Below are 12,138 nucleotides of genomic sequence, written 5' to 3' on the forward strand. Positions count from 1 at the left end.
AAAAATCCATCTTTACTAACCTTTATAAAATGAATGACAAACGCGTTTTATTTTCTTATTGCCATAAGTTACATTACTGTCATAATATGGACGTAATGATCAATGGATTGATTACCTTAATGTTCGCCCGTTATCTCAGCATGCACATAACATTGACTCGGGTAACCTGCACTCTTTAACCTATGAGCCAAAATAAAATGACCTTTGCCACTACTTTACGCCTTAGCCTGTGCGGCGCTGCTATTAGCGCGGCGCTTGGTTTAACCGCTTGCTCTAATAATGCGACCGACCCTGCCGTCAACGCTGATGATAGCGCGAATAACGACAAGCCTGCCAAAACCTTGGCCATCACGCAAATTGTCGAGCATCCTTCTTTAGATGAGATGCGCCGCGGTATTATTGATGAGCTGGCGGACAACGGCTACGCAGAAGGGCAAAACCTAACCGTTAATTTTCAAAGTGCGCAAGGGAATACCGCAACGGCTGGGCAAATTGCCAAACAGTTCGCCGGTGACAATCCAGATGCTATCGTTGCCATCTCAACACCTTCTGCGCAATCTGTAGTTGCTTCGACAAAAACTGTTCCCGTTATTTATACCGCCATTTCAGACCCTGTGGCAGCCAAGCTAATTGACGAAAATGACGTGCCTATCCAAACCAATGTGACTGGTTTGTCGAGCGAATTACCTATTGAACCGCAGTTAGACAATATTCAAAAAATTGTCCCTAATGTGAAAACCATTGGTTATGTTTATAGCCCAGGCGAAGCCAATTCAGTAGTGGTTCTTAAACAACTGGAAAAAGCAGCACCAGCACGCGGGCTTAAGATATTGGGCGTTACTGCCAATCGCCCTACCGACGTTGCAATGGCGACTCGTAGTCTGGCAGGCAAGGTAGAGGTTATTTATACCTCATTGGATAACAACGTGGTTTCGGCCTTTGAAGCAATGGCAAATGCGGCTAATGAACTTGATATCCCAGTTATTGCCTCAGATGAATTTAGCGTCAGACGCGGTGCGACGGCGGCACTTGGTGTCAATGATTATGACTTTGGCCGTACTACAGGCAAAATGGTGTACCGGGTATTAAACGGTGAAGCGACCAAAGATATCGCACCGCAAGTGATGAATACCTTAACGCTATACGTCAGCCCAAAACACGCCGCTGAACAAGGTACTAGCCTATCGGCAGACTTACTTAAAAACGCCATCAATGTCGACAAAGAAGCACAAAAGGCCAGTAAATAGTCACTAATAAATAGTTGCGTCTCAATAGTAAAGAATAAATGAATGGTAATTAATAGTCAGCTATACAACGGATTACACAATCAGCTAGGATAATGGCTGGCAGCGCTACCCTTTCTTATCTTTTATATAATGTACGGACACATTATTATTTTCAGGAGTCAGACCCATGTTGTATCAAAATCGTTTTGCCAAAGCTTTATTATGGGGCGGTGTTTGCACCGCTATCTTGACCGGCTGTAACCAGCCAGCACAAGATGCCAACACCACTGACGGCGCTACAACGGGCGGCGATAGCAAAGCTGCCATGAAAACGGTCGCTATTACCGCCATCGTTGAACATCCAGCACTCGATGATGTGCGTAAAGGCGTTATCGACGAGTTAAGTGACGCCGGCTTTAAAGAAGGCGAAAACTTAACCATCAACTTCCAAAGCGCCCAAGGTAATACCGCCACTGCCGGTCAGATTGCCAAGCAATTCGTCGCTGATGCACCAGATGTCATCGTAGCGATTGCAACACCATCGGCTCAGTCTGTAGCCGCTTCTACCAGCAGCATTCCTATGGTGTTCTCAGCGGTCACCGACCCTGTCGCAGCAAAACTGGTACCGAAACTTGATGGATCTGGCACCAACGTTACTGGCGCCTCTGATGCTCTTCCTTATGCGCCGCAAATCGATTTGATGCGTCAAATTATCCCAAGTCTAAAAAACGTCGGTTATGTCTATAGCCCAGGTGAGGTGAACTCAACCATCGTTTTAAAAGCGCTAAAAGAGAATCTGACCCCGCTTGGTATTAACGTTCACGAAGCGCCTGCGCAGCGTAGTAACGATATTGCGATGGCCGCTCGTAGCCTTGAAGGTAAAGTCGATATGATTTATACCTCAACGGATAATAACGTGGTTTCAGCATACGAATCACTGTACCAAATCGCTAAAGAAAGTAAGATTCCACTAATTGCCTCTGATACCAGTTCGGTTGAGCGCGGTGCCGTTGCAGCCTTAGGGGTAAACTATTACGATTTGGGCCGCGAGACTGGTAAAATCGTTACGCGTATCTTAAACGGTGAAAAAGCAGGCGAAATCCCTGTTTATACGCCGCAATCGCTTGATTTACATGTCAGTCCAAAGAATGCGCAAGCCGAAGGCATCACGCTACCACAAGCCGTTATCGATAAAGCAAAAGTAGTGTTAGAATAACTGCCGCTTTTAACTCTAATTTAAACGGTAGTTTTTATCAATTATCGTCTAGGTTAATTGGATATGGCTATTTTGATATGGCTATATAGGTAGCGCAGACAAACCCAGCTCTCAGTCAGTAGGCTGGGCTTGTTTTTTCAAGGCTTTAAATAAGCAAGACTTAGGGTTATTAATAGTAATTATAAGTTTTGCTTGACCCTAACTGCAGATACCCCTATCTGTTAAATTCACCGCTTAGTCGTTTAAGCAAAGTTGGCTGATTGATAGCGCGATATGTCGCCTATCTTAATTATCTCGCCATCATTTATTAAACGCTGGGTTATGACTTACTGATCTCTTATGTCTTTAATTGCTTTTTTTGGTGCGCTTGAAAGTGGTCTGATTTATGGCCTAGTGGCGCTTGGCGTCCTTATCTCATTTCGTACCCTCGACTTTCCGGATTTGACCGCTGACGGTAGTTTTCCGTTGGGCGGCGCTGTCGCGGGTATTTCTATCATCGCTGGTGTGAATCCTTGGCTGGCTTGTGCCTTTGGTATGCTAGCGGGGTCAGTTGCGGGTATCGTCACCGCATGGCTACACGTTAAACTGGGTATTTTACAGCTGCTTGCCAGTATCCTTGTGATGGTTGCTTTATACTCTGTCAACCTACGGATTATGGGTGCGCCAAACTTACCATTATTAGGTGAAACGACAGTATTTAGCACCTTGGTCAGTGATGGCAATGGTTACTGGATGCGCTGCCTTATTATTGGTGTCGTTGTGCTACTGGCCATGTTGTTTTTAAACTGGTTTTATAGTACCGAAACGGGTTTATCGATGCGGGCAACTGGCTCAAACCTACGTATGGCACAAGCGCAAGGTATCAACACCTCATGGATGACCATCATTGGTATGGCGATTTCTAACGGTTTAATTGCGTTAGCGGGCGCATTATTTGTGCAGACGCAAGGTGGCGCTGATATCTCGATCGGTATCGGGACGATTGTCATTGGTTTGGCAGCGGTCATCATCGGCGAGACCATTATTCCAGCTAAGCGTATTTGGCTGATTACCTTTGCGGTGGTCGTTGGTGCGGTGCTTTATAAGCTCTTTATTCAAGTGGCTCTATCAAGCAATACGCTACGTAGTATCGGATTTGGTCCACAAGATTTAAACTTGATTACCGCGCTACTCGTGGTCTTGGCCTTAGTATTACCAAAAGCTAAAAATAAATTTTTAAGTCGTAAAGTTCGGGCTTAATGTCAATGTGCAACCATAAGGAATTATAATTATGATGCAAGCTACAGATTTGCGGTTGACCTTTAATCCTGGAACGCCCATTGAAAACCCTGCCCTACGCGGTATCAATCTGAATATCGCCGATGGTGAATTTGTCACCGTCATCGGTACCAATGGCGCAGGCAAATCGACCTTTTTAAATGCGGTCAGTGGCACCACGCGCGTCGATAGCGGTTCAATCTTGTTAAATGGTATCGATGTCACCAAAAAAACCGCGCACCAACGCGCTCATTGGGTCGCTCGCGTATTCCAAGACCCGATGGCGGGAACTTGTGAGGCGCTAACCATCGAAGAAAACATGGCGCTTGCCTATAAGCGCGGCGGCAAACGTGGTTTGAACTTTGCGCTTAATCAAAATAACCGTGACTTATTTCGTGAGAAATTATCAGTATTAAAGTTGGGTCTAGAAAATCGTCTGACCGACCGTATGGGACTGTTATCTGGTGGTCAACGTCAAGCGGTTAGTCTGCTGATGGCCTCATTGCAGCCGTCTAAGATTCTACTACTTGATGAGCATACGGCGGCCCTTGACCCTAAAACGGCGGCGTTTGTTTTAGAGTTGACTGATAAAATCGTTACCGACAATCAGCTGACAACGATGATGGTCACGCATTCGATGCAGCAGGCTCTAGCTCATGGTACGCGTACTGTGATGCTTCATCAAGGTCAGGTGGTATTAGACGTATCTGGCGATATCCGTAAAGGCATGAACGTGCATGATTTACTGGATATGTTTGAGCAGACACGCGGTGAAAAGGTCGAAGATGACAGTTTGATATTAAGCTAGCTCATTTCGCAAAATATTTTGAATTTAAAAATAAAACGCCTTCTCATTAGGCGTTTTTTATGGCTGTTTTAGTTATTGAGAATCAAGCATGACCAACTTTTGAATCAGCTCACTGACATGCTGCGCTTGCATTTTCTTCATCACCTGTGAGCGATGTACCTCTACTGTTCGTACCGAGATATCTAAATGGTCGGCGATATTTTTATTTAGATTGCCTTGCATCAGCTCATGAGCGACCTGTTTTTCTTTCTCTGTTAGCTGCACATAGAGTTTTTTGATCCCATAAAGCTGAGCACGCTTGAGTGTTAATACTTGCGCACGCTCAAGCGCTTCTTGGAGACGGTGACTATTAATCGGTTTCTCTAAATAATCGGCGGCGCCTAGTTTGAGCATGTTAACCGCATCAGCAATCTCACCTTGACCAGTTAATGCAATAAGCGCAATGGGGCTTTCATGTTGATTAAGCTGCGCTTGTAGTGCTTGACCGCTCATTGCTGGCATCATTAAATCACTGACGATCACTGCGGGATAATAGATATCAACTTGCTGCAAAAAAGTCAGGGCACTTGACCACACTTGGGTCGGCAATCCTAAGCTGCTAATTAAAAAATTACAGGAATTACGCACTCTTTCTTCATCGTCGATGATATGAACCAGTAGAAGTTCATTATTGCTATTAATTGGCGTTTGCCATTCTGAGTGCTTAACTGAATTATGCTGAGCATTCATACGCAACCTTATGATTAAGTTTATTTGTAGATTTTATAAATACTTGGATTTACATAGCTCTGTTTTTATTATCTTATCTCTTAACATCATCTGCCAAATGCAGCGGCAGATAAAAAGACACTTGCGCACCTACCCTGTTTGTTAATGGATGAGTGTTTTCCGTTTTTATCAAGCGCACTTTACCATTTAATGACCGCTTTAAGCGCTGCTGATAACCGTCTAACGCTTGTATAGTATTAAGCTCCTGCTGCACTTCGATATTGCTAAGCTACATCATACCGCCAAGCGACTTGCATAGACGCTGACATATCATCAGCCCCAAGCCTAAACCATTTTCTTTAGTCGATTTGGTGGCGTATTTATTAGTCAGACTCTGTTGTGATTGACCCTCAACTAACTGCTGATTACCAGCTAATGGTTTATAGTCAAGCAACTGCGCCTCATCAAAACCGCCTGCATCACCGGTTACATGCAATACTAGATACGATTTGCCATTATAATCTTTTGCCTGACAACGTAACATTATCTGTGTCGCCCCCTGCTGCTCGGCATTGAGCATACTATTCATCAATAACTGGTCTAAAACCAAGCTTGGCAATTGCAAAGACTGGTAGTCACTCGCTAACCAAAAGCCAGTACTTAAGGCTTTTTCACCAAGTAGCAATATACACTGCTCATAGGTGGTGGCGATGTCCAATTGAACGTTGTTCGGCTGCGAGCGCCCTGCCCAGTGCCGAATATTACTGATAACAGCCGCGACCCGTTCGGTTTCATTAACAATTTGCTGTAACGCACTTTCTGTCGCTTGTTTGTCTATCAAAACCGCGAAAGAGGACTCCATCCGACATTAGGGTGGAGGTGAATTTCGCATTATTCTTAATGCTTATTCATACAATGTGTACTTTATTTTGGTATAATAATTAATTATTGTAATACTTTTAACTCACAACGAGTATCGCATGAAGATCAACAAAGCGTATAAATTTAGGCTTGAGCCTAATGTAGAGCAACAGGTTATTTTAAATAATCTTGTTGGCTCTGCGCGTTTTGTTTGGAATCAAGTGCTTGCGGTATCGTTTGAGATGTTTGCTAAAAATGAGTTTATTAATGCAACCAACTTGGTTAATAAAATCATGGATATTAAAGCAAATCCTGAGTTTGCCTTCTTAAAAACAAGCTCTAACGCGGTGTCTTTACAACAAAAAATTCGTGATCTCGCTTCTGCTTGGTCACGCTTTTTTGACTCTAAAGTTCATGCACGATTGAAAGAGAATAAGAAAAAACCTAAAAAGCCTAAGTTCTTCAAGCTTGCTGATGGCACAGAAATCCAATTACGCCCGCTTATGCCGCGCTTCAAGCGCAAATCAGATGGGTGTGATTCAATACGCTTGGTACAGTTTGATAAATATTGCCGTGTTGAAGGCAATCGTGTCAAACTACCGAATGGTGTAGGTTTTGTAAAGTTTAGAAAATCTCAAGACATTCTTGGGATAATTAAAAACGTCACCATCAGCAAGAAATCCGGTCATTGGTACGTGTCGTTTGGCACTGAAAGGGAGTTAACTGAAAACCCGACTCATCCCTCTACGAGCGCCATTGGTATTGATTTAGGCGTCACCAAGCTCATCAGTACCTCAGACGGTCAGTACATTAAACCCAAAAACAGCTTTAAAGCCAATCAACTTAAACTTGCCAAGCTGCAACGAGGACTGGCAAAAAAAGTAAAGTTCAGTGAAAACTGGAAAAAGCAAAACCGCAAGATTCAAAAGCTACACCATCATATCGCTAACATTCGCCATGACTACTTGCATAAAGTCACCACCAGCATCAGCAAAAGCCACGCCATGATCGCTTGTGAGGATTTAAAAGTCGCCAATATGTCGAAATCAGCCAGTGGTACGGTGGAGAACAAAGGTCGTCAGGTTAAAGCTAAGTCAGGATTAAACAAATCCATCCTAGATCAAGGCTGGGGCATGATGGTCAATATGCTTGAGTACAAGCAGCAATGGCACGGCGGATTACTTATCAAAGTAAATCCACGCTACACGAGCCAAACCTGCTTTGAATGCAAGCATGTTGCAAAAGAAAATAGACGTACCCAAGCAAAATTTGAGTGCGTTGAATGTGGTTATATTGCGAATGCAGATGTTAATGCAGCTCGTAATATTCTTGCGGCAGGACATGCCGTTTTGTCTGTCGAGGGAAGATGCAGTAAAGGTCGCCCGTTGAAGCAGAAAACTTGCGACGGTCGTGAGAAAGTCGCCTAAGAGCTTTTGCTTTTAGAATCCCCCGCTTGAGCTTGTCGAAAGTGGCGGGAGTATGTCAACCCCTTTCCTAGCCTTTATTCTTCCTTTGCTAGGGATACGATTAAATTCGATTAAGTCTCTTGTTTTATCCTAACCTCTTCTGCTTATTAGGATCATTTTAATGACGACCTATTAGTCTATCTTAATGCTGGCTGACTAAAAAGTCTGCGGTAAAATTTGAGATAGCAGACAGAATAGGTTACTCTTACCGCACAAACATGTTACGAGAATTTAACGTCGCTGTAGTTTTATTTATCAATGACGAGTAAATACTGGCAATAACTGCCATAAAAATTTACTTATTATCACGACAGCGGATGTTCGCTCACAAGCAATAAAGGGATGAAAATCTATCCTAACTATTGCTTAACGCAGCTACTATACACAGCTCCATCTAGCACCGCCCAAGCAGTTTAGGCTCAGTGCTTATCCGTATTTTTGCTAGAGACGCTTAACCAATAAGCGTCTTTTAGCGTCTCGTTACTATCGAGTAAGCCTCACTTGACAGCGTAATGGTCAATCCATTAACAGACGCCTATTGAGAGTTGCCGCCGTTATTTCTAAGACAAATTTTTAGTCTATTTTTTTGCAAATATTTGTCTAACGGACTGTGCTAAATAAAAAAGCGGCATCACATTCAACGTGAGCGTTTGGCTTGCATTACTGTTTATATCATTGCACGGTAGGCAGCGAATGGGACTACTATCCCCTATTACATTCCTAACAGTTTGTGGCATGACTTTTATTGCAAACCTTTATTCTTCAAACAATTGCGAGGTATGAATTTGAAAACTGAGTCATTGTTCCAATTTTCATCAATCACCATTCTTTTACTTTTATTAGGATTTTATGGCGGTACTTACCTGCTGTCTTTATTGATTAAAAAAGATAAGGAAACCACTTCTGGATTTATGGTCGCCGGTCATGGTGTCGGTTTCGGCATGGGCGCGGCGAGTATGACTGCAACTTGGATTTGGGCAGCCTCGTTTTATGCGGCTGCAACCTCCGGTTATAAATACGGCGTTTCAGGACCGCTACATTATGGTTTTTGGGGCGCTTTGATGATTTTATTCATCTACCCTTTTGGCATGCGCTTTCGCGAACTTGCTCCTAATGGACACACCTTAGGTGAACTTATCCACGCGCGCCACGGATCATCAAGCCAATTAATTTTAGCCATATCTAACCTTATGGGCAGCTTAATTAGCTTGATGGTCAACTTTACCGCTGCTGGTGCTTTGGTATCAGTATTATCGCCGTTATCGTTTCAGACCGGCGTCATTATCGCAGGTGTCGGAGTGCTCAGCTATACGTTGACCTCTGGATTTCGAGCGTCCGTATTTACCGATTTTGCTCAATTGGTGGCTCTGATGGCGATTGGAGTCATCATCATCCCTGCAGTGCTATTTGCCATGGGCGGGCCTGCGGTCATGGTCAGCGGCTTATCAAACTTAACCTTAGAGCAGCAAAACCTGTTTTCTTCTGAAGCCTTTTTTCAGCAAGGGGCGCCTTATTTTGTCGCGGTATTGGCTTATGCTATCGGCAACCAAACCATTACCCAGCGATTATTTGCCATTGATAAAACCAAAATCAAAGCAACTTTTGTCACTGCAACGGTCGGCTACGCGGGCATCGTCATTGGACTTGGTATGATTGGCTTGATGGCTTTGACCATTGGTATTGAACCGCTCGATGGCAATATGAATAACTTAATCCCGCAAATGGTTAGTACTTATTTGCATCCGGTATTTATTGCCTTGTTCTTTATTTTGGTCATTGGCTCGTTATCCTCAACCGCTGACTCAGATTTATCGGCGCTATCAACGATTATGATGGCGGACGTTTATGGCAAAAATATCGCTAAAGGGCGCGTAAAACCAAAAACCATGATGCTGGTTGGACGCTCAACCATGATTATTGCCACCGCTGCTGGATTGATTTTCGCTAGCTTTAAGCTTGATATATTGGTCATGCTGGTCTTCGTTGGTGCATTATGGGGCACCATTGTATTCCCTGTGATTGCCAGTGTGTTCTGGAATCGCGTGACCAATGTGGCCTTTACCTCAGCCGTCATCGTCGGGTTGTTATTATTTTGCGTCGCACGCTTTGAGCTGATTCCCATTGAAGGCTTCACCGCACTATTCTTTGAGATTTTGGCCAGTGTTGGCGCTGCTGTCGTGATTGGACTCATGGTCTTTGGCTTTTTAGGACGCAAAATCGGTATGGTCGCCGCCGCTATTACGCTAGTACTGATGCTCATTTTTGCCACCGGCTTTTTACGCCAATATATGGTCTTGTTGGCTTCCTTGACCGCTTACGGTGCCAGTACCATCGTCTGCGTGATTGTCAGCCTTATGGGTGACGAGCATTTTGATTTTGACCTCATTAAACAGCGGGTGGGCAACTACGATAAACAGCCGCAAGCAAAAACGTTACCAAAAACTTAAGCAAAATCTTATTAGGCATTGATGGTTAACCAATGCTTGGTTAGCCATTCTTACTGAAGTCTAGTAAGCAAAAAATTTGTATAAACACTATAAGGAGACATCATGGACAACGTCTTTATCTATGGATTTTATATCCTCGTCTGGCCGGCGATTACCCTTGGGGTGCTGACATTAATCTGTACCGCAACTTATCGCGATTTCAAAAAAGCAAAACGTAATAATCAAGATATTGTCTAGCAAGCGTTAAACTAGAATAGTTATATTTAACAAGTCATCACTGAATTTAGGTTTGGCGATGACTTCATTTGCACCAATTTTGCTATCCTTTTACCTTATTAAGGCTCAAATAATGCCTCATTTATGGTTAAATAGCAGCAACTTAGCAAATAAGCGCTGTTTCGTTAAAAAATGACTTGTAATTTAAATTATTTTTGCTAATATAGGCATCCTTGATTGGCTGGGTGGCAGAGTGGTCATGCAGCGGACTGCAACTCCGTTAACGCCGGTTCGATTCCGACCTCAGCCTCCAATTATTTAGCTATAAATATATAAGTATGACGTTAATTTTAGCTTGCTTTATTAATGGAAATGCTTATAATAGCGACCACTATCTAATAAGTAGAAAGCTTACTTTTAGATAAGACAAGTTTTGCCCGGGTGGTGAAATTGGTAGACACAAGGGATTTAAAATCCCTCGCTAGTAATAGCGTGCCGGTTCAAGTCCGGCTCCGGGTACCATTATATTAAAAGGCCTCCAAGCAATTGGAGGCCTTTTTCTTATAAGCTCATTAAGAAAACAGTGCTTTTATTGTCTTTGAACTCTATCAAATAGATCAATCAACCTTCTACTCTCATTAAAACTTTACATTCCGAACTTAGTAATAAATGTATATCAAAAAAAATCCGACCACATTAAGTGATCGGATTTTTAATATTTGGTGGAGATGGCGGGAGTTGAACCCGCGTCCGCCAGCATTACGCTCATGAATCTACATGTTTAGTTTCTGTCTTTAGTTTTAATCCGCACCGATCCGACAGTCAGGATGGATTGGACGATTCTCTACTTTTGAACCCAAGCGATTGAGACAATCACTTGTGGCGAGCCTACATGCGGACGCTTCAACTTAGTTGACCAACTGTAGGTGATCAGCAACCAAGTAAGCAGGGTTTAAGCTGCTAGAGCGTAAGTTTCGTCGTTTGCGACTATAACAATATATGTTTGATTAACGAGAGGACATACACTCTCGACATGCATCATTGAGTTTCATCACCAGCGTCGAAGCCAGAACATCCCCAATAAGACTGACTATTATATGATACCTGCCTATCAGTTTTCAACCTAAAAACCTTCTGTATTACATTAAGTTACAGCTCAATTGTCTAAGCTAAAACTTTATTCATCCATTGGCCAATATTTTGAATCTGCGGCATACAAACTTGATGCGCCATCGGGTAGGTATGGTAAACGACACTATAGCCTTTCTCCGATAACAAATTTTGTGCTTGCTCGCCTAGAACCACAGGCACCACAGGGTCATGTGTACCGTGTTCAATCAATATCGGCATGTCTTTGTTAGCGGCGCTATAGCTGATATGGTCATTGGTCGCTAGATACGTAGACAACGCCATCAGCCCTGCCAAGCGCTGTGGATAGCCAAGTGCCACATGATATGCCACTGCCCCACCCTGCGAAAATCCTGCAATGACAATATGCTCAGGCTTAACACCGCGCTCGATTTCACGAGCAATCAAGTCATGAATTTGCTGAGAAGATTCTTCGATTTGAGCAATGTCGACTTTACGTTCAAGGCTCATCTCTAAGATGTCATACCATGCGGGCATGACCATACCACCATTAACCGTCACTGGACGATTAGGTGCATGCGGAAAGATAAAACGTACGGCCATGTCATCCGCAAGACCTAACTGTGGAACAACTGGCTCAAAGTCATGACCGCTAGCACCCAAGCCATGCAGCCAAATGACGGCTCGGTCAATCACTTTGTTTTTAGGATTGTGTTCAACAATAACAGCATCTAAATAGTTACTCATGTTTTTAAGTTCCTTTAACTGATAAATAAAATCAGATTTGTTTGTTTGATTAAGCAAGACATACCGTATTTAAATGAGAGTTTATAACTTACCTACT

At 43.3% G+C, this 12,138-nt stretch carries 10 protein-coding genes, 2 tRNA genes and 1 other RNA gene; 9 read left to right on the forward strand and 4 right to left on the reverse strand.

The window, feature by feature from the left end:
• Nucleotides 1–197: 197 nt before the first annotated feature.
• From FOR85_RS01900 to FOR85_RS01915, 4 genes are all read left to right on the forward strand, one after another.
• A complete protein-coding gene (locus FOR85_RS01900; protein WP_144296582.1) occupies nucleotides 198–1,247 on the forward strand; it encodes an ABC transporter substrate-binding protein in 1,050 nt (349 codons plus the stop codon).
• Nucleotides 1,248–1,413: 166 nt separating this feature from the next.
• Nucleotides 1,414–2,442, forward strand: coding sequence for an ABC transporter substrate-binding protein (locus tag FOR85_RS01905; protein WP_144296481.1), 1,029 nt, complete (start codon nucleotides 1,414–1,416; stop codon nucleotides 2,440–2,442).
• Nucleotides 2,443–2,781: 339 nt separating this feature from the next.
• Nucleotides 2,782–3,681 (forward strand): ABC transporter permease, encoded by a 900-nt coding sequence (locus FOR85_RS01910; protein WP_144296482.1) that lies wholly within the window; start codon nucleotides 2,782–2,784, stop codon nucleotides 3,679–3,681.
• A 31-nt stretch (nucleotides 3,682–3,712) separates the two neighbouring features.
• The gene (locus tag FOR85_RS01915; protein WP_144296483.1) at nucleotides 3,713–4,507 is read left to right on the forward strand and encodes an ABC transporter ATP-binding protein; all 795 of its coding nucleotides are present in this window, start codon (nucleotides 3,713–3,715) and stop codon (nucleotides 4,505–4,507) included.
• Between the two features lie 72 nt (nucleotides 4,508–4,579).
• On the opposite strand, the gene FOR85_RS01920 is transcribed toward FOR85_RS01915, so the two are convergent.
• On the reverse strand, nucleotides 4,580–5,236 hold the full coding sequence (locus tag FOR85_RS01920) for a response regulator transcription factor (RefSeq protein ID WP_144296484.1): 657 nt from the start codon (nucleotides 5,234–5,236) through the stop codon (nucleotides 4,580–4,582).
• A 268-nt stretch (nucleotides 5,237–5,504) separates the two neighbouring features.
• The gene (locus FOR85_RS01925) at nucleotides 5,505–6,077 is read right to left on the reverse strand and encodes an ATP-binding protein (RefSeq protein ID WP_144296485.1); all 573 of its coding nucleotides are present in this window, start codon (nucleotides 6,075–6,077) and stop codon (nucleotides 5,505–5,507) included.
• A gap of 118 nt (nucleotides 6,078–6,195) precedes the next feature.
• Between FOR85_RS01925 and FOR85_RS01930 the strand changes: the two genes are divergently transcribed.
• From FOR85_RS01930 to FOR85_RS01945, 5 genes are all read left to right on the forward strand, one after another.
• Entirely contained in the window at nucleotides 6,196–7,503 is a 1,308-nt protein-coding gene (locus FOR85_RS01930) for an RNA-guided endonuclease TnpB family protein (protein WP_144296486.1), read from the forward strand.
• 839 nt (nucleotides 7,504–8,342) lie between these two features.
• Nucleotides 8,343–9,989 carry a sodium:solute symporter family protein gene (locus FOR85_RS01935; protein WP_223808474.1) on the forward strand — a complete coding sequence of 549 codons (1,647 nt, stop codon included), beginning with the start codon at nucleotides 8,343–8,345 and terminating at the stop codon, nucleotides 9,987–9,989.
• A gap of 102 nt (nucleotides 9,990–10,091) precedes the next feature.
• Entirely contained in the window at nucleotides 10,092–10,226 is a 135-nt protein-coding gene (locus FOR85_RS12725) for a putative transporter small subunit (RefSeq protein ID WP_223808464.1), read from the forward strand.
• A 218-nt stretch (nucleotides 10,227–10,444) separates the two neighbouring features.
• Nucleotides 10,445–10,518: transfer RNA gene (locus FOR85_RS01940), tRNA-Cys, on the forward strand.
• A gap of 122 nt (nucleotides 10,519–10,640) precedes the next feature.
• A tRNA-Leu gene (locus FOR85_RS01945) sits at nucleotides 10,641–10,727 on the forward strand.
• 198 nt (nucleotides 10,728–10,925) lie between these two features.
• On the opposite strand, the gene ssrA is transcribed toward FOR85_RS01945, so the two are convergent.
• Nucleotides 10,926–11,284: a transfer-messenger RNA gene (gene ssrA, locus FOR85_RS01950) on the reverse strand.
• 85 nt (nucleotides 11,285–11,369) lie between these two features.
• The gene (locus FOR85_RS01955) at nucleotides 11,370–12,041 is read right to left on the reverse strand and encodes an alpha/beta hydrolase (protein WP_144296488.1); all 672 of its coding nucleotides are present in this window, start codon (nucleotides 12,039–12,041) and stop codon (nucleotides 11,370–11,372) included.
• Between the last annotated feature and the right edge of the window lie 97 nt (nucleotides 12,042–12,138).

Origin of the sequence: Psychrobacter sp. YGAH215 (assembly GCF_007280595.1) — a bacterium.
Classification (GTDB): domain Bacteria; phylum Pseudomonadota; class Gammaproteobacteria; order Pseudomonadales; family Moraxellaceae; genus Psychrobacter; species Psychrobacter faecalis.